Here is a 23,794-nt window from a genome sequence, read left to right on the forward strand (position 1 = left end):
CTGAATTCTACAAAATGACCCGAAATTGCCTCAAGTGTGAGAAATCCGCGTTGATTACGATGATGGGCATCTATTTGGTGGATACAGCCTGAAATATGTTGCCAAACAGTATTCAACTTTTGTGAATGATCAGCACATTCCCGGTTATCTGACGATGAACATCAATGTTGGGTATCGTTTTCCAGATATGGGAGCTTTCAAGTCTCCAACACTCAAGCTAAACCTGCGTAACATTACAGACAGACATTACTTGGGCTATGTAAATGGCACCGCCGCCAACGCTCTGGCTACTACCGGCATGTATGGCACCAGCATTAAAGGCGGAAGCAGCACCTTTTCAATTGCCGCACCCTTTATGGTTATGGGTGGAGCAAGCGTAGACTTTTAAAACCTGCTTATAATACTTGGGATATCCTGCCGAAATTTTATGCTACGCACCTAAAAACACAGGATATCCCTTTTTACAAAAAGAACCTACTGATCAACAGTAAAGTCCAGATCATAAACAGCCTGATTGGGTGAGCGTTTTTGGCTCTGTATGTGAATGGTATGATCATGCGGAAGCAGCGCATTCACCAAATAAACGGTATCTGCTCCTGACCCTTGATTACTATATCTCAATTTGTGCCTACCGGGCTTGAGAACAGCCTGCGCCCTAAGGTGCAAACTTATCGTGCCACTTCCTGCACGTAATTCTTCAACACTCGGAAATACATAGTCCTTCAGCTTGATAGAAAGAGATGTGCCATCCAACGTTAAAGACAGCTGGCTTATGGCATATTGCGCATATTTCTGCTGTTCCTGCGCAGAGAGACCACCACCTCCATCCGTATCAATTTGATGCAGAACTTGAGATGCCACATCTACTCCCGGCGTCAGGCGCAAAGCAACATCTATCTCTTGCCGCGAAACATCAATAACTGTGGCCTGCAAATACTCATCCAGACGATGCGCCCATGCTGGCACCACAAAAGCTGTTAGCCCAGCCAGCATCAGTAAGAAGGATAATGTTGGTTTCACTGCGCTGTGTACCGGCTGCCATAACTATTGGTAGGATCACGATATACCGTGTGCACATGCATGGTCGGGTCATCCCCTACCCCTTGAGGTGAAAACTCAATCAGAAGCCGTGGCCCCTGAATACGATAATAGGATGAGCCGTTGCGGTCAGGCGCATGTGTTGTTGGGCCGCTCCAAGCAAACCAGGTATCGTTCAGGTCTTCCCTAATCTCCTTCAGCCGAGGTGCCGCATAGGTATCATTAATAATGCCTGCCCATTCTCCAATCACCGCCATAAGCAGTTCTTTTTGGGCGCTTGTAAGAGCAGAGCCTTTTATGCCTTCGGGAACAATGGTTTCACCATTATGGCCCGGCCCCTGCACCAGATCTTCTACTTTGTAGGGTAAAATAGCTTGCTGACGTTGCTTTGCATCCAGCGCATTCAGCAGCGCAAAAGCACGATCATTCTCCCCAGCCAAAACACGTACCACTTTGCCATTGTCTGTATAAACAGCCGGCTGCGCACCTGTTAAGGTGGGTGTCATCACCCCATGCTCACCATCAATAACTATATTCAAACCGAGATGATGCCCACCAAACTGAATCATCCACGGCTTTGTTTCTGATGGGTCACCAAAAATAGCTATGGTGTAAACCGCTTTACCAGAGGCAAAAGGCGTTCCGCTATCGGCCAATGCCTGATCAGCCCCCATAATATCCAGCACCTTCTGGTAGCCTTTAGGGCTCAGAACCATCTGCAATAAATGCAACGCGGCAGTCTGCTGAACGGGTGTGAGCTGCCCCATCTGCAAACCGGGACGCAGCACATCACTAACCGGAAAGTTGGACCATACTGATGCACCATAGCGTTCACCAATAAAGCCACCCGGCGGCCCCATACCCGGCCCACGCACTGTTGGTTGATTTGCTTGCGCATTTGTTACGGGCTGCACAGGCTGATCTGGAGCGCTGCGCCGAAAACGCGCAAGTGTGGCAGACTTTTGCACAGTAAAAGGCAACTCTACAGCAGCACGTTTCTGTGCATCTAGAGTGGACAGAAAAGACTGCGCAGCCATAACCACGGCATGGGTCTGCTGGGCTGTTGCAGATTCATCCGCACGCACCAAAGCTGGCGATACCGGTGGTGCAGAAGTTTGCGCCATTGCAGGCATTACGCTTAATAACCCACCTACTATACCAAAAAATTTTCGCATACGTTTTCTGCTTTGCCTCTTTGGTCAAATATAATTGCCTTTTACCATCAACACTGCATGGATCGTGATTTTGGCTCAAGAGGGTTTCCTTTTGCCTCTATTCCCGTCCAGAATGTTATCCATCGCCACGCGAGTGCCGCTTAAAAGCTGTCCAGCGCATGGCACCATATTATTGTGTCACTTTTTCTGCAGGTTTTCTCATGCCTTATCCGCAACCACTTTCAGCGCTGTTGACGGCACTCCCACGCCGCTTTTCCCTTTGTGTAACGGGAGCCACCCTGGCAGCACTCATGCTGCCGCACATGGCCCATGCCACAAGCTGTGCAGAACTCGCGCATCAAGCTTTACCAGACGCAACATTTACCACTGTGGAAGTTATAGAGGCCGGAAAATGGCAACCGCCACAAAATCAGCTCAGCCGCATTATGTCTGCTCCGGGCATGAATGTAGCGGGGCACGCTACGCAGGCCCCAAATCCGGCTTTCTGCCGTGTGGCGATTACCCTACACCCTTCTGCTGATTCACAGATCCGAACGGAAGTCTGGCTGCCCCTCAAAGGCTGGAATGGCAAATTGTTGGGCGTTGGCAATTTTGGCTGGGCTGGCTCTCTCATGTATTATGGCATGGCTACAGGTGTGGGCGAAGGTTACGCCGTGGCCAGCACCGATACCGGGCATGATAGTTCTACCCCAGAAGGCCAAGGTGGGCGCTTTACGCTTGGCCACCCAGAAAAACTGATTGATTACGCTTACCGCGCTGATCATTTAATGACCACAACAGCCAAAGCTCTGATTGAAGCGTTTTACAAAAAACCTGCCAGCCATGCTTACTGGATAGGCTGTTCACTTGGCGGCCTTGAAGGGCTGATTGAAGCAAAGAGATACCCAGAAGATTACGATGGCATTGTTGCCGGCGCGCCCCCAAACCCGATTGTGAACTTTAATGCCGAGCAACTCTGGGCGGGCTGGATGAGCTATCACAATCCGGCCTTGCGCGTATCACGCGATAAGTTTCGTCTGTTAAATACAGCGGTCATGAATGCCTGTGCTTCTCCCGTTGGCAAAAAACAGGGTTTTCTGGATGAGCCGGATAAGTGCACATTCACGCCAGATCAGCTTTTGTGCAACGGGAATGATACCTCATCCTGCCTGACGGCAAATGAAGTTCAGGCCGCTAACAACATCTATCAGGGCCCGGTAAACCTACAAACGCATGAAGTGATTTTCCCTGGCCCTGCAAAAGGAAGCGAAGACGGCTTTTCCGCCGATGGCAAAGCTTTTCCTGTCGCGCTAGATCTCTTCAAATACGCTGCCTTCCAAAACCCAAATTGGGATTGGACAACCCTGAAATGGGATACTGATATAGAGGAAGCCACACGCAAAGTAGGCCCACTTTTGCATGTTGATGATAACCTCACGCCGTTCTTCCAGCATGGTGGCCGACTGCTGATGTATATTGGCTGGAATGATGGCCATAACCCTGAACAGTTGGCTGGTTATTATCAGTCTCTCCAGCATAATGCCGGGCCAGAATATCAGAACGATGTTAAGCTGATAACCATTCCCGGTATGGGCCATTGCTACGGTGGCGCAGGATGTGACACATTCAGCAAGCTTGGTGCTATTGATAACTGGGTGAGCAACAAGCAGGCCCCTGAAACAATTGTGGCCTCCCGCGTAAGCAACGGCAAAGTTGTGCGCACCCGCCCCCTTTGTGCTTGGCCCAAAGTTGCCCGATATGATGGGCATGGCAATATGGATGACGCCAGCAGCTTTACCTGCATTACGCCTGAGAGCCAGAGTAAATAAGCATAAAAAGGCCCGGTGTATTCCGGGCCTTACTGTGTGTTTATAACGCTTTCTAACTTGATCGGACTTTCCGTATCATCAGCCCAACAATCATTAAAAATGCCAAAAACATAAAGCTGCTGCTTACGCTCAGGCTGGCACTAATGGCACCCTTATATGCTTCGGTTACCTGTGCGTGCATGGCTGGAGAAAGGGCTTGAATGGCCACCATGCCTTTTTCCAGAAACGCAGAAATATCAATTTTGTCCGCTATGGCTTGCAGCCGGTGTTGCAGAGTAAGCGCCATAACCCCTCCAGATAGCGCCACACCCAAAGATCCGCCCAATGAACGGATAAAAGACATCATAGCCGTGGCAATACCCAGCGCATTACTTGGCACCGAGTTCTGAATAATAACGGTAGCGTTAGGCATACCAATACCCATGCCTACCCCCAGACAGCCAAGGCTGATGAGAAAGAACAGAGGCGGTGCACCATGATGCGCACAATATGCAATGAGACTGAGTGCTGAAAACTCAATACCCACACCTATCGCAAGTAAAAGCTCGTAACGCTGCGTTTTGGAGGAAACTATCCCACCCAATATGGAGCTCACGAGCATAGTGCCAACTTGCGGCAGCATCATCAGGCCAGAAGTTGCCGGTGTCTGCCCCAGAACAAGCTGGTAGTATAAAGGCAGAAAAACCAGTGATCCCATCATGGCGAAGGACATAATACCTGTTGCGGCAACGCAAACGGAAAAATTGGCAATGCGCAACAACCCAAGATTTATAAGTGGTTCGGGGGCCTGCCTCTCCTGTCGGATAAACAGATAAAAAACAGCAAGGCTCAAACCAAAGAGCAGAAAGGTTAACGGAGATGTCCAGGCCAAAGATGTGCCTACAGAATTGAACAGAAGCAAAAAGCCTGCTGTTGCAATACTCAGCAATCCAGCACCCAGATAATCAATCTGAGGTTTGGCTTCGGACCGCCCCGCAGGCAGGCTGAACATAATTAACGCAAAAGCCAGCAACCCAATGGGCAAGTTAACAAGAAACACCCAGCGCCATGAAAGTGCGCTTGTGAGCACGCCGCCCAAAAATGGCCCCGTAACACTGCTTACAGCAAAAGCGCCGGTAAAAAGCCCCTGGTAACGGCCGCGTTGCTGTGGCGTTACCATATCGCCAATAACCGTTTGCGACAGGGTCATCAGCCCACCTGCCCCAACACCCTGCAAGCCCCTGAACAAAATAAGCTGCCACATGTTCTGCGCGATACCACACAGAAGCGACGCAAACAGAAAGGCCCCAATACTAAACGCCAGCAATGGCCGCCTGCCAAACATGTCAGACAGCTTGCCATACATGGGCGTTGCAATGGTGGAGGTTAACATAAACGCTGTAACCACCCACGACATACGCGCCAAGCCGCCAAGATCGCTGACAATGGTGGGTAGAGCCGTTGAAACAATACTCTGGTCAAGCGCCCCCATAATCATGGTCATGATAAGACCGATGAACACAAGGATACGCGTGGTTGGAGAATAGGCAGATGAAGGTTCCGCCGCAGAGGATGACTGCACGTAAAGTTCCTGTACTATCAAAACAGATCATAAGTGAGGTAACAGGTATTATGAGCAGCCCTTGATGTAAAACCTGTTAAAGCCTTCAGCCATTGTCTGGCTGGTAACATAAGCAGGATGAATATCTACGACTTATGCCTTGGCCTCTACCTTATGCACCCACATCTTTAACGGATGCATCTGCCTGCCCTTTAACCCAATAACCAGATGCTTTGATCCATTGCGCAGCAATACCGCGTTTTTCAAGAAGATATTGGCGTACTGTTTTTGCAACGCGCGCTTCTGCGCCAACCCAGACGAACGTACGCTCTGGTATATCCATGCCTGCCAAAACAGACACAATATCTCGTGCATCATCCGCTTTATCCAAGGGACGATGCACCCAATGCGCTGTATGTTGCGCAGCTGTTTTGAATATCTGTTCATCTTCCTGCTCTGGCACAGCAACAATTGTTGTTACCTGGCTTGGAGCGGAAAGTTCCTCAATCCTGCGGCCAATGGCCGGCAAAGCTGTTTCATCCCCAATCAGGAGCCAATGTGCGATATTTCCAGAAATAATTTGAGACCCTTTTGGGCCACCAATTTCTAGATGGTCACCTACTTTTGCTGCCCGCGCCCATGCCGCTGCAGGACCTCCTTCATGATTCACAAAATCCAACACCAGCGTGCCTGCTTCTGAATCATATTTACGCGGCGTGTAATCCCGACGAACTGGGATACCATCCAACCCAGGGATGAATATCTTAATATGATCATCAGGAGACGCACTGCCAAATCCTGCCAAATCTGGCCCTGCAAGAGTCACCCTGATTATATGTGGGGTAAGGCGCTCTACCTTTACAACCTCTAAGGAGCGACGGTGCAGTTCATGCCGCACGCGCTGGATTTCTGGCGCATTGGGAGCACCAGAAAAAACATTCTGAGTTGTCATTCCATTTTATCCTGTTGCTTGCTGAAGTTTCTATTCTGCTTCTAAACGGCTCACTTCTATGCCCGTCCCAACAGGCAGCAAGACACTGGAAATACCCGGCAATGCGCGTATAGCCTGCCCATAACGTTTTACATCTTCTGTGCCGGGGCGGATCATATTATCCGCCACAATAATTGCACCGGGGTTAAGGCGTGGATAAAACGCCTTTAGGCAAGGCACATAAAGATCTTTCCAGAGATCAACAAAAACGAAATCTACTTTTTCGTTCAGATCATCAATCATCTGCACGGCATCACCTACGCGGAAATCTATCCAATCCGCCAAACCGGCCTGCTGTGCCATTTGTTGAGCATAGGCAGATTTATAGTCATGCAATTCCATCGTAATCAGCTTGCCGCCTGTTGCTCTCGCAGCTTCAGCAAGCCAGATGCCAGAATATCCAAAAGATGTGCCGAGTTCCAAAATAGTTGGACTTTTGAGGCTCTTGGCCAGAATATTCAGCAATTGCCCTGTTTCCGGGCCGATGGAGCGCATGCGCTGGTCATGCCCTCCATCACGCCCGCCGGGTGCTTCCACACGCGGCTGGCTGCGTTCTTGCTGCATACGTTCATGATAGAGGGTGAGAACTGCCTGAATTTTATCATCCATGATCATCTTTCCTCTTATTATTTTGCAGCTTACGCCTTTAAACCTGCCCAATACCCCGTGCTGCCTCATCTAAGAGTGCTGCAATTTTTTCTTCTGCTGCCGGATCAAGGCCACCATTACGTAACCGAAGACGTAAAGCAGTTTTCAAGTTTTCCATGCCACGCATCACAGGCATGGGAATATTCTTACGCCCACCTCTTCCTTCAGGTTCCGCGGCCGCTGTACGAGAAAGGATTTCCTCTAAACCTACCCGATTGGCAGACAAAAATGCCTCACCTTCTGGTGTGATCTGGTAGTTTTTACGGCTTTCGCCATCAGCCGGGCGGATATATCCGGCTTCTTCCAGCCAAGTGAGTGTTGGATAAATAACGCCGGGGCTTGGGGTATAACTTCCCCCAAATTTTTCTTCGATATCCTTGATAAGTTCATAACCGTAAGTCGGTTTTTCTGAAATCATCTTCAGAACCAGTAGACGGATTTCGCCATAATCAAAAAGCCTGCTGCGGCCACCGCGTCGGCCACCACCCCGACCGTGTTGGTGACGATGTTTCCCTCCAGAACCTGTTGTTCCTTCAGGGGAGAAAACCTGGCGGTTCCGACCGCCTGCGTGTTTATGTCTGTGTTTCATGATTCCGATATAGATTCCGATATATCGTATGTCAAGATATATCTAGATATATTTCTTAATGCCTCCATTGGCTCCCTACCCCACTCACAAAAGTAACCTGCACGCGCGTGCCAGCACACAAATAAGGCAAAACATAAGCAGGCAATATTTTGCCATATACGTAGAATCCCCATTTTTCATACAATCTGTGAATGTTTTGTGAATACTATGTGTAATATAAATGAATTTTTACAATAGTTATCAAACGTACAAGAAAAGTCAGATAGGTTGCGGCGCCTTATGGGGAGATGAGACACCGCAATGAAAAAGTTCCTTATCCTGAGCACAGTTTGTTTATTTGCTCAAAACACCGCAACCGTAGCCAAAGCGAGCAGCAACCCGGATAAACATAAAAATCACGCTCCCCTTGCTGCAAAAAAATCGGCTAAATTGCCGAAAGCCAAGGATGAGAATGTTGACGTCGTCTCGCGCAAGACAGCAGGCGGCGGCATGATGGTGAAACAGACATCTGCCAAAACGATAAGCTCACTTTCCCATAGCTATATCGAAATGCAGTCTCCCACCTCCACAATCGAGTCACTGATCCAGACAGTGCCCGGCGTGGTGTCTGCCAGTGAAGGTCCGCTTACAACCTCATTTTCCACCATACATATTCGCGGCATGGCGCAGGCAGAAATTGGTGTCACGCTTGAAGGCATGCCCGCAGCCAACCCATTTACGTACAGCACCTACACCCCCTCTCTCGTTGATAGTGAGAATATGGGCCAGGTGAATGTAATGCAGGGGTCGGTGGATATTAATTCACCAACCTATAACGCAACAGGGGCCGAAGTTTCTGCCACAGTCCGCCACCCCATGGACCACCAGAATGTGCATGTTGCGGCTTCAGGCGGATCTTACGGTACCAACAAAGACTTTATCCGCTATGATACGGGAGAAATCGGGCATTCCGGCGTGCGAGGCTTTGTTTCAGGTTCCTACGCCCGCAGTGATATGTGGCGTGGCGCTGGCGATATCCGCAAATGGCATGTAGATGCAGCACTTACAAAAAGCTGGGCACCGGGTAGTCATTCAGAAGCCATTTTTGGTTTTACAGATGCCGCTCAGGGAGAATGGCTTTATCCATCCTTGGCGAACTGGAAAACCTACGGCACAAAATATGGCCTGAACAACCAGTATTACAATGGCGATACGCACTACGTTGGGCTTAACGGCAAAAATACCGGGGCTATTTACGGCACATTAAAAAACCATTTCAGCTTTGGCCATGGCCTTAGCCTGGATGCACAAGCCTATTCTGTTGAATTTCATGGACCTTATTATTACGGGGAAACCGTACCCGTTGCCAATGGTTACGCGGGGGCAGAAAAATACGCGCATCTTGATGATTATAAAAACCTACCTGGATATGACCCATCAGTTAGCAAGCTGACATCTGTTGAAGTTTCAGACTGGTATACAATTTCCTCCGGCTTAACACTTACCGGACATTGGAAGCATAAATTCAATACGCTTAACTTTACTTATTGGTATTCTTACGCTCAGGAAGCAGCCTCCCAGAAGTTTTACCCTGTAAATGGCAGTGGGCATTGGAATTCCAATGGCGCCCCCCTTACTGCCAACGGCGGCCTGCTTATTAACGAAGATAATGAAAACGCCTTACAGCAGTTGAATAGCTTTGCTGTGGACGACAAAATGTCGTTCCTGCATGACCGCCTGACTATTGATGGCGGCATTAGAATGGTCATGGCTAACCGCCAATACACCCAAGATCTACCAGGCGTAACGGCAAGCAAATCCATTAAAAACGTGTTTGTTCCTTCACCACAGGTGCTTATCAATTACCGCTTTAATCCGAACCATCAGATCTATGTAAACGGCACAACCGGTTACCACTTGCCTGCGGGCCTGAGTTCACAGCTTGCCTCTTACAGCTACAACAATGGCAAGGCGACATCTCTCCCGATGTCTGATTACAAGCCGGAATACATGATTACAGAAGAAATAGGGTATCGCTATAGCGGCCTGTTTATGGCCAATCTGGCCGGCTTTCATTATAATGTGACAAACCATCAGGTTTCGGCCGTAAGCTACGAACCCGGATCAACATCAACCATTTCACAGTTGATCAACGCTGGCGGCATGGAAGCCTACGGTATTCAGGCTGAACTGGCCACGCGCCCTTGGCACCACGTAAGTGCTTATGCATCCGGCCAGTATATGCACACTAAAAACGGGAACAATATTGCCTATGCAGGAGATTATCTTGCAACAAAAGGCAAACAGGAAGTTGGCGCACCACAATTTTCTGGCTCACTGGGCCTGACTTATAATGATGGCAAATGGTTCGGCAACTTTACGCTGCAATATACTGGCGCCCAATACGCCACGCTTATGAACGATCAGAGCATTCCCGGTTACGTTACGGCCAACCTTGGCTTTGGTAGACGTTTGCCACAGATTGGCCACGTCTCTCCTAAAATCAAGCTGAACCTCGTGAACCTTGGTGATAACCATTATCTGTCTTCAATGTATGGTTATACAACAAACGCCAAAACACAGCATGGTGTGCTTACGGGCAAAAGCCTGTCTGGCTCACAGCCCACTTACGTTATCGGTTCACCATTTGTGGTAACGGCTACTCTTTCTGCTGATTTTTAATTCCATACCTCACTATAGTATTTAAGTGGCTCTGCACTCTGTTTCTTAAAGGCAGTGCGCAGAGCCGTTCAGTTTCATACAATTATTCCAGAAACATCTGATCTTTCTGTTAATATCGATTACGCACATGGCATAAATGTTTTGATGCTTGACATTTATTTCCCACCTCCTCCATTTTAACACCGTTAAGTTTGGGTGGTTTTGGAAGTGAACCTGTTTTTTCTGCCTATTCTTTCGCTGGAAACATGCTAACCGAAAAATACTGACATTGATTATAGAAAAGCCTTCTTGCCCGTATGATACCCAAACCCTTCCATAGGTTTCTCTCTGTTTTACTCGTTCCACTGGTGAGCGGGTGTACATTTCAAGGGGCGCCTTCTTTTCCTATAGTTGGCGCTTATTTTCCTGCATGGATGGTGTGCGGGTTAACGGGTATTGCGGTCGCACTTATTCTGCGCGTTATATTCCTTCTAACGGGAATTGATACTCTTTTGAGCTTTCGCCTTTTTACCTATGTTGCCTTGGGTGTTCTGTCTGCCTTGGCATTATGGGTCTTTGTGTTTGGGCCGGGTTAATGCAGCACGTGCGTATTTCAGGCAAAAAGCCCTTAGGTATTCTTATTGCGGTTACCTGTATTGGAGCAGCAACCCTATTAGGCGTTGTTGTTGCCCATAAAAGCAATAAATATCCAAGCTCTGACAGCGCAAGCATTGATGCGGAACTGGTGCATGTTGCCTCCACCGTAGGTGGACGGTTGATCGACCTGCGGGTTCACGTCAACCAGCATGTTCATAAAGGCGACGTATTGTATCGTCTGGACCCGGAGCCTTATTTGCTAACTGTAAGGCAGGCAGAAGCCAATCTGGAACTGGCAAACGCTGAGGTAGAAAACCAGAAGCGACTTGTTGGTGTTAAAACCGCCAATGCTGCTGTAGCTACAGATCAGATTACCCGCGCCCAAACAAACCGCGATCTTGCCGCCCGTACCACAGAACGCCTGAAACCATTGGCCGGGAAAGCCTATATTCCATGGCAGGAATACGATCAGGCACGAGTAGCGCTGCATAATGCTGAAGTTTCATTGGCGCAGGCTCACCAACAATCTGTTGCGGCAGATATGGCGGTGGGTGACCTTAAAAGTTCTCTGGCGGCACAGGCTGCAAGTCAGGCCGCGCTGGATCATGCACGTTATGAACTCCGCCAGACAACAGTCATCGCCCCTACAGATGGATATGTGACGAGTTTACAAGTCAAACCCGGTGAGGTTCTGGCACCATCACAAGTGCTGTTTACCCTGATTGCAGACGATGCGTGGTACGTTACAGCCCCCATCCGTGAAATTAACCTTTCCTCCATCCACGCGGGCGATTGTGTCACGGTTTATTCCATGATCAATCGGCATACGCCCTTACGCGGACATGTAGAAAGCATTGGCTGGGGCATTATGTCTGCCGATACAACCATTCTTGCCCGCGCGCTTCCTATTGTGCCACGTCAGATGGATTGGGTGCATGTTGCCCAGCGTTTTCCTGTACGTATCCAGATAGACGATATCCGGCCCGAACTGTTGCGTATGGGGGCCACTGCTAATGTTGAGATCCGGTATGGTGCCGCCTGCCACTGATCTCTCTCCCCAGCAAGGTGAGCAAGATAGGAATAGTTCTCCTAAACTCACGCTCTCACGCATATGGGCGCTGGTGTGTAATCCTGCTCCTGGCCGCCTTGGTTATGCTCTGCGCATGGCAGCAGGATGCACAACCACGGTATTAGTTGGGGAAATCTGGCAAGTACCTGATCTGGCCGTGCCAGCTCTTGTTACCATGGCATTGTGGCAGAAAGACCGCGTTACCAATGCTTTGGCGGCAATTGGTCTTAACATCATTATTCTTTTTCTGTTGGCCTTTGTTTACGGGCTTATCCGGCTTACGCTGGATCATCCACTTTGGCTGATTATTGTTATTGCGCTGCTATCTTTCGGCTTTTTCTTTCTGGGTTCAGCCAGCAAACTCAAACCTGTGGCCTATATGCTTGGGCTGATTATTGTTTACGCTCTTATTGCCATTGACCAAGTTCCGGTAGGTGAAATTGTTACCCGCGCCATACTGTATGCAGACCTTTTTCTGGCTGTGCCCGGGGCGGTTATGGTTGTGCTCGGGCTTCTTATCTGCCCCTCACCCAAAACGATTCTTACAGAAGGCATAACGGAACGCCTTAAACTTTCCATTTCCTTATTACAAAACCCAGATCCTACATTGCTTGATCATGCAAGCGGCCTTCTCAACACTGGGGCTTCTGAGATGATGCGCAATGTAAAAATGGCCAAGCTGGAAAAAATCTGGTCACCGCAGGATCTGGCCTGCCTGCAACAAGCCGCAAATGCCAGCGTGGCTGTGCTGGCTCTCTCACTCAACGCGGCACGCTCAGAAGCAACCGCGTCCGCTGAATTGCTGAACACGCTTAATGAAATGGCAACCATCTTTGCGCGTGGAGATTATCCTACCAATATTATTCCCCCTACAAACCCTGAGAAATGCACAACACTGCGAAAATTGGCCTCGCTTCTGCCAACCTTCACCACGCCGGTTACTGTAGAATCTGAAAAGCCTGAAAAGAGTTCAGGATTTTTCTTTCCTGATGCATTTCGCAATCCTGACCATATTCGCTTTGCTGTGAAAGGCACAGCAGCGGTTATGAGCAGTTATCTTTTATTCAAAATGCTGGACTGGCCAGGTATTCACACCTGTATCATTACATGTTTTATTGTTGCCCTCCCCACTACAGGCGAGATGATATCTAAATTAACGCTACGTATTACCGGTGCCCTTATTGGCGGAGCTATTGGTATTTTAAGTATTATTTGGGTTATGCCGCACCTTGATGGTGTAACAGGATTTCTGGTTCTTATTTTTAGTGTGTCTCTTCTGGCTGCATGGGTCAAAGCTGGTAATCAACGTATTGCTTATGCCGGGTTTCAGATCGGCCTTGCCTTCTATCTGACCGATCTGAACGGCTATGGCCCAACAAGTGATATGACGACAGCGCGAGACCGCATTGTCGGGATTATGATTGGTAATTTTATTACGTACGCCATTTTCACCAGTTTCTGGCCTGCAAGTGCCCGCAATATGGTGCCCGCAAAGCTGAAAGCTCTCTTCCAGCTTTTACGCAAACAGGCAACAGCTCCCACACTCCAGCAACGCGAGGCCCTGTTTGCGCAAGCTCAAAGTGCTTTAGACGCCGCAAAACTTACACTGGAATACACCCAGACGGAGCCAGCAAATCCGGGCGCAGATACCCAGCAACACCAGAACCAATTGGCCACATGGCATAACACATTGATACAAGCTGACCATTTAGCTACCAACTTGCTGGAAGATACCCCAGCGCACACCACCGCATATATCGAACAACTGGAACGCAACGCACAATGACTCATGCCTCTTTCCGTCTTGTTGCCTGTTGTGCAGTTATGATGCTTTGTGGATGTGCAACGCAGGAACTGGAAACAGCCCCTTCCCAGCCCAACACACCATGGGAACCAAATCTTTCTGCTAATGGTGAAATCAAACCCGGGCGCGCAAATGCTCACGGTCTGGTTCTACCTCCGGGCTATACGCTACCATCCAACAAGCAGATTGAAATACGCCCGGCTGATACTGCCATGACAACACAGGCTGGCCATGCTTACAGTTTAGCTGAACTGATTGACATTGCCCAATCCACCAACCCCGATACACGCCGGGCATGGGATACTGCACGAGATGCCGCATTAGCCGTAGGCATAGCCAAAAGCACGTATCTTCCACGCCTTACGGCAACTGTCGTGGGCGGTTACAACCGCGCACGCAATAATGGGGATACTCCTAGCATCAGCAATGGTGGCGCTGCGGGAGAAATCTTTAATGGTGGGGTTACCAATTTTAATAACCTTATTGGAGGTATGCGTAATTCGCGCTCAGGTGCCGGGGAAATTCAAACATTAGGGTTAGAATGGCTGCTTTTTGATTTTGGTAAGCGAGAAGCAATACTTGCTGCCGTTCAGCAAGCCCAGATTGGCGCAAATATTCTGTTCACCGCAGAACACCAAAAAATTATCTACAGCGTTACGATCGCTTTTTATACACATGCTGCCGCCGTATCCCGCGTGCATTTTCTGGAGAAAGCACTAGAAAACGCCAAACGCGTGCAAGAAGCTGCGCAAGCGCGCCTTAAACATGGGCAAGGCACTATTGTAGATGTGACACAAGCCCAACAGGCCACAGCCCAAACAGAACTCCGCCTTGTTCAGGCACAAGGTGATGTTGAAAACACGTATCTGGAACTCGTTAACGCAATCGGTATTTCACCCCGCACGCATTTTGAAACAGAAAATGTATCTGACAGGCCTTTGGCATTAGATGATACCCGGCTGAGTGATGCCTTTATTCAGCAGGCTGTTTCTCGGCGCGCAGATGTTCTTGCAGCATATGCCCATGCAAAAGCCGCCAGAAGCCAGGTTGCGGCCGCTAAAAGCGAATTTCTACCCAAGATTTTTATAACCGGAAACGTGGCCTATACAACCGGCCATTTAGCACTTTCTTCTGTGCCGGGAGTAGGCAGTGATTCCTCCCCTACTCTCAACCTCTCCTCCAATTCTCTAAGCAGCGTGATCCTTGGTGGTGTTTCCGTGCCGATTTTTGATGGAGGCATGCGTGCTGCACAACTTAAGCAGGCGCAGGATCAAGCAGATAGCGCTAACGCTGCCTTGCAAAAAACGGTTGATTCATCCGTCAAACAAATTGTGGTGGCTGAAAATGCGCTACACACAAGCTTGGCGGCTTATGCATCTTCCGCCAAGCTGGAAACAGCCGCACAAACGGCTTTTGATGCCGCATATGCTGCCTACCGCAATGGTGTTGGGTCTATTGTACAAACATCCATGGCTGAAAATGGCTTGGTAGATGCAACGCTCAGCCATTCCGATGCCTACTACGCCGCACTTATTGCAGCGGCTGGGTTGGCATTCGGCACTGGTGCGCTTGACCACAGCACACCAGAATATCAGCCTTATTAAGCCCTGCCTTTATCCGCCAAGTTTATGCAGCAGGCTCCAGTTCTGCCACTTTTGCCGGAACCTGTACTGCTGGGGCATGCCAACGCCCTTCATCTACATCTTTAATTTCTTTATCAATTTCGCGCACCACCTGCCGTGAAAATGGGCCGAGATGTAAATAAAGCGCGCTCGTCATAACCACGTAAGGAATTGCCTTGGGGTTATGCAGGCCACAATCAAGCATCATGCGCCAGAACTGTTTGGCTGTTCCGGGGCCAGCACGATGAATACGGAAAAGCAACCGTGCAAAGCTACGCAAATCACCACGGATCATTTTATGAGCGCGCGTACGCTTAAGCATACGCCCCATTCGACGGACGCGGCCAAAATATGCAACAGGATTATAAATTTCAGCCAGCACAGTTCTGTAATCATTCAACACATCGCGGCGTGGGCGGTTTGTTGCAAAATTTAGCCCCGCCGTGCATTGATCTCCAGATTGCGTCTGCTCTCCCCCAGAAAACAGGCGCCCCTCTGCCAGCAGGCGCCGCGTAAGCTGAGTTGTTGGCAAAGCGTATAGCAACCCAACCATGCAAACAGGAATGGCTGTATCTTCAATACAATCCACCATTCCTGCGGCAACACTGCCCTTTTCGCTATCAAAGCCAACAATAAAACCAGCATTTACAAAAATGCCGGCTTCATGAATTTTGGTAATGCTTTCTTGCAGGCTGCGCCGGGTGTTCTGCTTTTTCTGCGTCATCACCAGCGTATCTGTATCCGGGCTTTCAATCCCGATAAATACAGCAAAGAAATTTGTTTCTGCCAGACCACGCAACAAATCTGTGTCGTCAGCAAGGTTAATGGATGCTTCGGTTGAAAACTCAAACGGAAATTTCTTTTTATTCTGCCAGAGTTTCAAGTCCGGCAAAAACTTCTTGAGCGCCTTTTTATTGCCAATCAGATTATCATCAACAAAATCCACATGCCCCCGATACCCAAGAGCATATAGTGCATCCAGTTCAGCCAGAACCTGCGCGTTTGTTTTGGTCCGCGGCACGCGGCCATAAAGTTCAATAATATCGCAGAACTCGCAACTAAACGGACACCCGCGTGAAAACTGAATACCTACATGTAGGTACTGGTCCAGCTTTAACAGATCAAAGCGCGGTAGAGGGCTTTTGGTAACGTCTGTTTTGCCCATAGGAGCCTTAAAGACGCCATGCGTATCCCCCTTACGCCAAGCTGTTATGAAATCAATCATAATTTCTTCAGCTTCACCCAGAACCTGAAAATTTGCCGCACTATACAAATCTGGGCTGGATGTCACATCCGGGCCGCCTACCACCACAGGCTTATTATTGGCGCGGCACATTTCTATAATGCGCAGGGCATCATTTCTCTGGGGGAGCATTCCGCCGGTCATCACCATATCAGCCCAGGCGAAATCATCATCCGTCAGAAGCTCGGTGTTCCGGTTCACCAGCTTGACCTCCCAGTTTTTAGGAAGCAGCGCTGCAACCGTAATCAAACCAAGAGGAGCCGCCGGATAACGTGCCCCGGCCAGATCACAGGCCTCTTTGTAATTCCAGAACGAACTGGCATTAAAAAGCGGGAAGATCATCAAGACCTTGCAGCTATCAGTCGTCACAGAGATATCCTTTGATTGAATAGCTGATCACAATCAAAGAGGACGACATCTCGCTCTCTTCGACGGCGCACAGCCCCCTGCAGGGCTTGGTTTGTTATGGAGGGTGAATGCTCTGGACACCTTCCATATGGGCGCCGTATCTGAGAGCAAAGGGCGGCAAGAGCCAGCAAAAGGTCGTTACACGACCTTTCATCTGAGTGAACACTGCTTATACGCTCAAGAGCGCATGTATTGCAAATCAATCACTGTTCCAGAAGAAAATGACATACCAAGGGACTGATCACCTCGGTATGAAATTTCCAATCTGGAACGCTTGCGCTTTACAACTCACATAAAAATTACAAATTTACTGCGGCAAATTCTTTGCCAATCTCAGATGTTCTTCAAGCGTTGGCACCGTGCTGGCTGCCCACTTTTTCAAAGCGGGGTTATCCCCATTTTTTGCATAACGCTGAAAAAGTGAGAGCGCATTTTCATGCGCCGTTATCTGATCTTCCCGGTACTGCCGCACAAAACTTTCACCATGAAGACCGTGAAGCGTATCAAGCTTTTTTTGGCTTGATTCATCAACATCAACCGGTAGCGTATTGTTCATGTTGTTATCACTCACAATCTGCTTCAGCTCTGCTGATGTTTTGTGGTGATCTTCTATCATTTTAGATGCAAAATCTTTAAGAGAAGGTTCTGAAAGTGCTTGCTGGCTAGATTGAATCTCGAAAATATCGCTCCATACAGCACCTTGAATAAAATCATCTGTTTTAGGGGCTATTCCCATTGCAGAATTAATACCTGTCCGTTCTGGTAAGGATTCTGCAAATGCTGGCGCAGCAACACATAAAGCCGCAACAAGAAAGTACATCTTTTTCATTAGTATTGTCCTTTTGGAGGCGGTGATTTTCTTGCAAAAAAGATAAATCCGCACAGTGCGCAATGTGTTGAACGGCACCCTTTACTAAAGGTTTCATGCCACCAAAGAACAATTTCTCTGTTAAATAATTTTTATTTACAAAATAACTTTTGAAATTTTGGAAACTTTGTCTTCTAAAAGAAAATCTCGGCTTCATGCGCATCGGACTATTGCGCACCTAAAAAAGCCGGATGCAGCAAAGCAACATCCGGCACTTCTAACAGCAGTATCCTCTTATCTGGCCCTATCAGAGATCAGCGCTTACCGAAAACTTAAATGTTTCCGGATCACCCATAACCAGATCGCTCTGATAAACAGAAGCCCAATAACGTTGATTTCCAACGTTATCGACTTCAAACCGGGCCGTAAGAGGCTTATTATGCACGAGGAAGGTATAACGTGCCCCCAGATCAAACCGAGACCATGCAGGCAGATGTGCCGAATTTACGTTATTGAACTGCTGCTTGCCAGTGCTAACCACACGGCCCACAAGCGTTAGCCCTTTTACAAAGGGGACATCGTATTCCAGATTGCCGTTAATTGTATAATTTGGAACACCAATAACGGTCTTGCCATTATATTCCCCACCCGCTGTGTGCACCTGCTTGGCATCAATCAGCGTGAGGCCTCCATTAAACCGTAGCCCACGCAGGATTTCCCCGTTGAATGTCAATTCCATACCCCGGTTTCTCTGCTTACCACTTTGGGTATAGATAGATTCACCCGTATCTCCGTAAGGTTCTGTCATACCATACGGCATAGATGTCTGGAAAAATGCGACGCCAGCAGAAAAACGGCCCACATCATACTTGGCACCGACCTCGTACTGCGTGCTTTGATACGGCGCAAAGGTTTGCCCTGCATTCACGTAAGTGGAACCAACAGTGGTGCCCGCAGAAAGCCCCTGGATACGGTTGAAATACAACGCAAAATTCTTAACCGGATGCACAACAAGGCCGATAACGGGCGAAAAGGCTGAAGAATTATAATGTGAAAGCAGGCTACCACTTCCGTAATTATAGGAATCTGACAAGATATCCTGATAACGAAAGCCACCTGTCAATGCGATACGGTCGTGCCAGAACGTCATCGTATCAGACAAAAACAGGCTATACAGTTTGTTCCATGAAACGCGGCCCGGGTTGCGCAGGCTTCCTCCGGCATATGTTTCATTGGGCGTAAACTGTGTGGGATGATAAATGTTTCCAGATTCCCCTACCAAGCTCATGGCATAGGCTGCATCTGATTCTTCCCAAATAGCAGAACCACCTGCATTGATTTCGTGCTTGATAAAGCCTGTGTTGACATGCGCACGCACACCAGCCTGCGTTGCCTCGTTCATAACATTATAGGCATCTGCCATAGCCCCCACAGATCCATCCCCTGTACGAGAATTGGTGAGTGTGGTTGTGGCGTAGTTACCCATTTCGTTCCCGCTCTGGGCACCAAATTTTGCGTAGGTGGTAATATGCTCGCCGAAATCATGCTCAATATTCAACGTGCCAAACAGATAAGAAAGATCTGTATAAGCCCAGCGCTGCCCCCAGTTTTTTGATGGAGATGTGGCTTTGGGTGTAGGCATATCGGTTGCAAGGCTGGAAACAATAATGGCGCTGCGCCCACCAAAAACCTGCTGTTTCTGGTAGTTCATGTTCATATTGATGCGCGTATCATCATTATGCCAATCAAAGGAACCACCAAGGGCAATATCATCATGCCGTTCACCCTTGATAGGCGTTTCCCCATCCATACCTGCGGCATTGAAGCGGAAACCATAAGCACGGTCTTTGCCAAACCGGCGGCTTAGATCAAACGCGCCACCACCCTGCCCGCTGCTTGTATAATCCCCTGTTACACGCGTGATATCGGTAGAAGCTGCACGTTTGGGAATAAGATTTACATTGCCGCCAATGGCAGATCCGCCTGGAGCGGCACCATTCAAAAACGCGCTGGCACCATTGAGAACCTGAACTGAATCATAAAGTTGTGGTGAAACAAGCTGGCGGGGTGTCACACCATACAAGCCATCAATCGCAATATCATCGCCATACAGGGTAAAGCCACGTATCTGGAAAAGCTGAGCGTAGTTGCCATACCCCATTGTTGTGCGAACAGTAGGGTCATTCAACAAAACATCCCCAAGCGTTTGGGACTGCTGGTTGAGGATAAGGCTGGAATTATAGCTCCGTATATTAAACGGAACATCTAACCCCTTTTTATGCCCTAAAACTCCCAGGTCCCCTCCGTTGGTGACATACATCCGGTTGCTACGCGATGCTTTAACAACCAGATCTTCCTGCTTGGCAGCAACAGGAGCTGTTGTCTGCTTATTTTGCCCTTGCTCCGCCTTTTTTGTCTGATCTGTATTTGGCTGTTTTTTAGCTGAAAGCGGCGCACGAACGGCCTTCTGTGACGATGCCACGCCTTCTGCCTGCGCATCATCAGGAAAGAAAACGCCTTCGCCAATACCTGCAAGCAGGCTGGAAACACAAAGCGTATTCAAACAAAACACACGGAAACTCATAGTAAGGCTCACTGCATGGGAACGGCCAGCGCCTTATCAAGCAACTAAGAATAAATTGCAAGTACGTACTTCTATGAGTTTTCGTTGGGTCTCTCAGCAGGACAATGCAAACACCGGCTGAATCAAAAAGGGGTAGGACAATGCCTACCCCCTCGCCAAAATTGATGGCTCTTATTGAACCCGAAGCAAGAATAGCGTGTATTATGCGGCTGGCCGCGCAGTTACCCCCAAACGATAACCTTCCCGCTGAAGCACTTTGATTGAATCCTCGGAATACTTTGCCACGAGAGATGAAACATCACCCGGCGCACACCAGAACCCTAAAGTGACCTGAATATTTGCAGGCTTTGGTAAAAAGGAAACCGAAGCAGCCGGATCTTTCAAGACCAGCGGATCTTGTTCTGTCAGCCCCAGCAAGAGCGTCCGTGCTTTATCAAGATCATCATTGTAATCAATCAGCAAACTGACTGAACCCAAAAGCCGATCAGATTCCGAGCTGTTAATAACAATGTTGTTCGAGAGCGTTCCGTTGGGAACATAAATAATCTCGTGGTTTGCATCCAGCAGTACAGTGCGGAACATCTCAATGGATGTCACCGTGCCCGAGCTGCCACCTGCAGTAATGGAATCCCCTACCTTGAAGGGACGGAACAGCAGAATCAAAACACCGCCGGCAAAGTTTGCAAGGCTACCCTGCAACGCCATACCAACAGCCAAGCCTGCAGCACCCAACACGGCAACAAACGATGTTGTTGCAATTCCGACCATAGAGGCAACGCTGATCAGCAAAAGAGCTTTCAGGAACAGGCCGACAACACTGAGCAAAAACCCACGCAGCGTTGGTTCTATATGGCTGGCGGTCATCATCCGGCCCATTGCACGCGTTACTGCGTTAACAACTTTCCAGCCGACAAAAAGAACAATCAATGCCAGAACAAACTGGCTTACATACCCTAACAATACAGGCAATAGCCCGCTTAATTGCGCCCAAATTGAATGAACCTGATTTTCCATAATCATCCCTAAATCATATTTCGCGTTCGCTACACGGCAGCATGTAGCGCCCGCACCTTCCTGACATCGTAGGATATTTCACGACTATCCGTCATCATTATGGCCTGACTAAAATTTATACATATTGTTGTGAATTGGTTAACCACACATCGCCATCGCACTAAAGTGCTCAGTCGCGCGTTTAGGTTCTGAGGTACACAGAGTCATAATCGTCTGCATATGCCTTCATGATATTGAAAGCATATGCATCTGTTCGGCACCAAAATCACACAACTGTGATCCGTATTTTATTATCCAGAGTGCAACAAACACATTTCAAAGCAACGGGTATTATGGGTTCTGTCTCGTTACACGCCACACAACATTGCCAACATCATCAGCAACCAGCAATGCCCCTGAACGATCAAGCGCAAGTCCTACTGGCCGCCCATGCACATGCGCTTCGTCTGATGTTAAAAATCCCGTCAATACATCAATGGGCATTCCTGCGGGCTGGCCATCAGCAAACGGCACATAGATAACTTTGTAGCCACTTTTAGGCCTGCGGTTCCATGATCCATGTTGCGCCACAAACAACCCGTGGCGCCATGCATCAGGAAGTTGAGTGGCATCATGAGAAAACGCAATCCCGATGGAAGCAGTATGCGCCCCAACCGCGTAATCAGGCACAACAGCTTGCGCCACAAGATCCGGCCGCTGAGGTGAAACACGGCTATCAACATGCTGGCCGTAATAACTATAGGGCCAACCATAAAACGCACCTTCCTTCACGGCGGTAATGTAATCGGGCACAAGGTCACTGCCTATTTCATCACGCTCATTCACCGCCACCCACAGGGCGCCAGTATCTGGCTCAAAAGCCAAGCCATTGGGGTTACGCAGCCCGGTTGCATATGGGGTCAACTTTCCTGTGGACAGATCGAGTTTGTCTATCCGCGCCCGCCCCTCTTCAACCTCCATTCCGTTATCGGCAACGTTGCTGTTGGATCCGATAGTGACATACAAAAAGCTGCCATCTGGGCTGGCAAGCAAGTTTTTGGTCCAGTGATGATTATAGCCAGCAGGTAGGTCTACCACTTTGGTGCCGGGCGTCTTAATTTGCGTATCGCCATCATGATAGGAAAAACGCACAATCTCATTGGCATTGGCGACATAAAGATCATTCCCTATGAGAGCCATCCCAAACGGAGAATAAAGATGATCCAGAAAAACCGTGCGCGTATCTACAGTTCCGTTTCCTGACGTATCACGTAGCAGAATAATGCGGTTCGGGCTGGCATCGCCCGCACCTGCCTTACCCATGACAAACCCGGCTATACGACTTTTAACGGTTTTAACATCTGTTTTGGGGGAGTTACTCTCAGCCACCAGAATGTCACCATTGGGTAACTTATAGAGCCATCGCGGATGGTTCAGGTTCTTTGCATAAGCCGTAACTGCCAACCCTTGTGCGGGTGATGGGGCCTGCGTGCCCGACCATCCAACAGGCGTTGCAATATTAACCGTTGGAAACAAGGTATGATTGGGTTTGGGAAGATCTGGACTAGGACCAAACCCAGAAGCAACAGGTAGCACTGCTGCTTCTGGATGCAATAAAAGCTTCCACCCGGCAGCACTGATAACCGCAAGGCTCAGCACGCCAACGCCACCCCAGTACACCCATGTTTTCATAACATTCTCTCGGTTCTATGTTGCGACCAAGATCATGCACTCAACAAAGAAACCTTTGCTCTATTTTTTGGAAGAAAAACCAAGAATAAAGCAAGCTTACGCACAACAGCATGATCGTCTGGTCAATGCGTAGTGCCTGTGTAACATCCGAACATCTTGGCAGGTTCCACTATCTGCCACTTATATTACCTGCTTCACCCAATAATGGCGCCACCCATATATGTTGGGGTGGCGCATTTTTTATTTATGGGAACCAGCGCCGTCCGCACCGGTAAGCAATAAGATACAGGCCCATATACACAACGGGAATAAAGAAAATAATCCGTTCAAGATCACCCATCATGATCAGATTTCCTCATCGGATGAAAGGTTGGATTGGGCATCCAGCATTATAGCCCCTGCCCCAGAAATCAGAATGATCATGACCGTGCCAATCACCCACGCAAAATACCATGGCCCCTGGTCCCCCACAAACACGGCAAACAGCAGAGAGACTACAAGAACAACAGCCAGACCGGCCAGACGCAAAAGCTTTGTCATCACGA

Annotated in this window: 18 protein-coding genes and 1 pseudogene; 7 read left to right on the forward strand and 12 right to left on the reverse strand. The window is 48.8% G+C overall.

Going from position 1 to position 23,794, the window contains the following annotated elements; all coding sequences use genetic code 11:
* Positions 1-43: 43 nt before the first annotated feature.
* A pseudogene (locus APA10_RS05395) lies at positions 44-388 on the forward strand (TonB-dependent receptor); the annotation flags it as partial.
* 86 nt (positions 389-474) lie between these two features.
* On the opposite strand, the gene APA10_RS05400 reads toward APA10_RS05395, so the two are convergent.
* Complete coding sequence (locus APA10_RS05400) at positions 475-993, reverse strand: hypothetical protein (RefSeq protein WP_003630293.1); 519 nt, start codon at positions 991-993, stop codon at positions 475-477.
* A 23-nt stretch (positions 994-1,016) separates the two neighbouring features.
* The gene (locus tag APA10_RS05405) at positions 1,017-2,213 is read right to left on the reverse strand and encodes a DUF3500 domain-containing protein (RefSeq protein ID WP_035366036.1); all 1,197 of its coding nucleotides are present in this window, start codon (positions 2,211-2,213) and stop codon (positions 1,017-1,019) included.
* 158 nt (positions 2,214-2,371) lie between these two features.
* Between APA10_RS05405 and APA10_RS05410 the strand changes: the two genes are divergently transcribed.
* Positions 2,372-4,021: a tannase/feruloyl esterase family alpha/beta hydrolase gene (locus tag APA10_RS05410; RefSeq protein WP_003630290.1), complete on the forward strand. Its 1,650-nt coding sequence runs from the start codon at positions 2,372-2,374 to the stop codon at positions 4,019-4,021.
* 52 nt (positions 4,022-4,073) lie between these two features.
* Here the strand turns inward: APA10_RS05410 and APA10_RS05415 are convergent, their stop codons facing one another.
* The 4 genes from APA10_RS05415 to APA10_RS05430 all read right to left on the reverse strand — a co-directional run bounded on the left by APA10_RS05415 (position 4,074) and on the right by APA10_RS05430 (position 7,789).
* Entirely contained in the window at positions 4,074-5,582 is a 1,509-nt protein-coding gene (locus APA10_RS05415) for an MDR family MFS transporter (protein WP_003630289.1), read from the reverse strand.
* 151 nt (positions 5,583-5,733) lie between these two features.
* Complete coding sequence (locus APA10_RS05420) at positions 5,734-6,513, reverse strand: siderophore-interacting protein (RefSeq protein ID WP_003630287.1); 780 nt, start codon at positions 6,511-6,513, stop codon at positions 5,734-5,736.
* A 30-nt stretch (positions 6,514-6,543) separates the two neighbouring features.
* Positions 6,544-7,167 carry an O-methyltransferase gene (locus APA10_RS05425; RefSeq protein ID WP_174714328.1) on the reverse strand — a complete coding sequence of 208 codons (624 nt, stop codon included), beginning with the start codon at positions 7,165-7,167 and terminating at the stop codon, positions 6,544-6,546.
* 31 nt (positions 7,168-7,198) lie between these two features.
* Positions 7,199-7,789, reverse strand: coding sequence for a PadR family transcriptional regulator (locus APA10_RS05430; protein ID WP_003630285.1), 591 nt, complete (start codon positions 7,787-7,789; stop codon positions 7,199-7,201).
* Positions 7,790-8,089: 300 nt separating this feature from the next.
* Here APA10_RS05430 and APA10_RS05435 point away from each other — a divergent pair, with 300 nt between their 5' ends.
* The 5 genes from APA10_RS05435 to APA10_RS05455 all read left to right on the forward strand — a co-directional run bounded on the left by APA10_RS05435 (position 8,090) and on the right by APA10_RS05455 (position 15,503).
* Positions 8,090-10,450: a TonB-dependent receptor gene (locus tag APA10_RS05435; RefSeq protein WP_003630283.1), complete on the forward strand. Its 2,361-nt coding sequence runs from the start codon at positions 8,090-8,092 to the stop codon at positions 10,448-10,450.
* Positions 10,451-10,863: 413 nt separating this feature from the next.
* On the forward strand, positions 10,864-11,025 hold the full coding sequence (locus APA10_RS15370; RefSeq protein ID WP_003630281.1) for a hypothetical protein: 162 nt from the start codon (positions 10,864-10,866) through the stop codon (positions 11,023-11,025).
* Positions 10,998-12,074 (forward strand): multidrug transporter subunit MdtN, encoded by a 1,077-nt coding sequence (mdtN, locus tag APA10_RS05445; protein WP_174714329.1) that lies wholly within the window; start codon positions 10,998-11,000, stop codon positions 12,072-12,074. The genes APA10_RS15370 and mdtN overlap by 28 nt, the downstream gene beginning before the upstream one ends.
* The gene (locus tag APA10_RS05450; RefSeq protein ID WP_174714331.1) at positions 12,055-13,881 is read left to right on the forward strand and encodes an FUSC family protein; all 1,827 of its coding nucleotides are present in this window, start codon (positions 12,055-12,057) and stop codon (positions 13,879-13,881) included. The genes mdtN and APA10_RS05450 overlap by 20 nt, the downstream gene beginning before the upstream one ends.
* On the forward strand, positions 13,878-15,503 hold the full coding sequence (locus tag APA10_RS05455; protein WP_003630277.1) for a TolC family protein: 1,626 nt from the start codon (positions 13,878-13,880) through the stop codon (positions 15,501-15,503). The genes APA10_RS05450 and APA10_RS05455 overlap by 4 nt, the downstream gene beginning before the upstream one ends.
* 22 nt (positions 15,504-15,525) lie before the next feature.
* Here the strand turns inward: APA10_RS05455 and APA10_RS05460 are convergent, their stop codons facing one another.
* The 6 genes from APA10_RS05460 to APA10_RS05485 all read right to left on the reverse strand — a co-directional run bounded on the left by APA10_RS05460 (position 15,526) and on the right by APA10_RS05485 (position 23,789).
* Positions 15,526-17,133, reverse strand: a complete 1,608-nt coding sequence (locus APA10_RS05460; RefSeq protein WP_174714330.1) for a B12-binding domain-containing radical SAM protein — start codon at positions 17,131-17,133, stop codon at positions 15,526-15,528.
* A 346-nt stretch (positions 17,134-17,479) separates the two neighbouring features.
* A complete protein-coding gene (locus tag APA10_RS05465; RefSeq protein WP_012813089.1) occupies positions 17,480-18,001 on the reverse strand; it encodes a DUF4142 domain-containing protein in 522 nt (173 codons plus the stop codon).
* A 286-nt stretch (positions 18,002-18,287) separates the two neighbouring features.
* Positions 18,288-20,564 carry a TonB-dependent receptor gene (locus tag APA10_RS05470; protein ID WP_003630274.1) on the reverse strand — a complete coding sequence of 759 codons (2,277 nt, stop codon included), beginning with the start codon at positions 20,562-20,564 and terminating at the stop codon, positions 18,288-18,290.
* 201 nt (positions 20,565-20,765) lie between these two features.
* Positions 20,766-21,584 carry a mechanosensitive ion channel family protein gene (locus tag APA10_RS05475; RefSeq protein ID WP_003630273.1) on the reverse strand — a complete coding sequence of 273 codons (819 nt, stop codon included), beginning with the start codon at positions 21,582-21,584 and terminating at the stop codon, positions 20,766-20,768.
* A 324-nt stretch (positions 21,585-21,908) separates the two neighbouring features.
* Positions 21,909-23,249, reverse strand: coding sequence for a PQQ-dependent sugar dehydrogenase (locus APA10_RS05480; protein ID WP_003630272.1), 1,341 nt, complete (start codon positions 23,247-23,249; stop codon positions 21,909-21,911).
* A 345-nt stretch (positions 23,250-23,594) separates the two neighbouring features.
* Positions 23,595-23,789 (reverse strand): hypothetical protein, encoded by a 195-nt coding sequence (locus APA10_RS05485; RefSeq protein ID WP_019087756.1) that lies wholly within the window; start codon positions 23,787-23,789, stop codon positions 23,595-23,597.
* Between the last annotated feature and the right edge of the window lie 5 nt (positions 23,790-23,794).

Source organism: Acetobacter pasteurianus subsp. pasteurianus LMG 1262 = NBRC 106471, from assembly GCF_000285275.1.
Lineage (GTDB): Bacteria > Pseudomonadota > Alphaproteobacteria > Acetobacterales > Acetobacteraceae > Acetobacter > Acetobacter pasteurianus.

What these genes read in the sequence shown, in the direction of transcription:
- APA10_RS05435 (WP_003630283.1), top strand. Translation starts at nt 8,090, where the DNA reads ATGAAAAAGTTCCTTATCCTGAGCACAGTTTGTTTATTTGCTCAAAAC.
- APA10_RS05455 (WP_003630277.1), top strand. Translation starts at nt 13,878, where the DNA reads ATGACTCATGCCTCTTTCCGTCTTGTTGCCTGTTGTGCAGTTATGATG.
- mdtN (WP_174714329.1), top strand. Translation starts at nt 10,998, where the DNA reads ATGGGTCTTTGTGTTTGGGCCGGGTTAATGCAGCACGTGCGTATTTCA.
- APA10_RS05420 (WP_003630287.1), bottom strand. Translation starts at nt 6,513, where the DNA reads ATGACAACTCAGAATGTTTTTTCTGGTGCTCCCAATGCGCCAGAAATC.
- APA10_RS05450 (WP_174714331.1), top strand. Translation starts at nt 12,055, where the DNA reads ATGGTGCCGCCTGCCACTGATCTCTCTCCCCAGCAAGGTGAGCAAGAT.
- APA10_RS05400 (WP_003630293.1), bottom strand. Translation starts at nt 993, where the DNA reads ATGCTGGCTGGGCTAACAGCTTTTGTGGTGCCAGCATGGGCGCATCGT.
- APA10_RS05465 (WP_012813089.1), bottom strand. Translation starts at nt 18,001, where the DNA reads ATGAAAAAGATGTACTTTCTTGTTGCGGCTTTATGTGTTGCTGCGCCA.
- APA10_RS05425 (WP_174714328.1), bottom strand. Translation starts at nt 7,167, where the DNA reads ATGATCATGGATGATAAAATTCAGGCAGTTCTCACCCTCTATCATGAA.
- APA10_RS15370 (WP_003630281.1), top strand. Translation starts at nt 10,864, where the DNA reads ATGGTGTGCGGGTTAACGGGTATTGCGGTCGCACTTATTCTGCGCGTT.
- APA10_RS05405 (WP_035366036.1), bottom strand. Translation starts at nt 2,213, where the DNA reads ATGCGAAAATTTTTTGGTATAGTAGGTGGGTTATTAAGCGTAATGCCT.
- APA10_RS05480 (WP_003630272.1), bottom strand. Translation starts at nt 23,249, where the DNA reads ATGAAAACATGGGTGTACTGGGGTGGCGTTGGCGTGCTGAGCCTTGCG.
- APA10_RS05410 (WP_003630290.1), top strand. Translation starts at nt 2,372, where the DNA reads ATGGCACCATATTATTGTGTCACTTTTTCTGCAGGTTTTCTCATGCCT.
- APA10_RS05470 (WP_003630274.1), bottom strand. Translation starts at nt 20,564, where the DNA reads ATGAGTTTCCGTGTGTTTTGTTTGAATACGCTTTGTGTTTCCAGCCTG.
- APA10_RS05430 (WP_003630285.1), bottom strand. Translation starts at nt 7,789, where the DNA reads ATGAAACACAGACATAAACACGCAGGCGGTCGGAACCGCCAGGTTTTC.
- APA10_RS05475 (WP_003630273.1), bottom strand. Translation starts at nt 21,584, where the DNA reads ATGATTATGGAAAATCAGGTTCATTCAATTTGGGCGCAATTAAGCGGG.
- APA10_RS05485 (WP_019087756.1), bottom strand. Translation starts at nt 23,789, where the DNA reads ATGACAAAGCTTTTGCGTCTGGCCGGTCTGGCTGTTGTTCTTGTAGTC.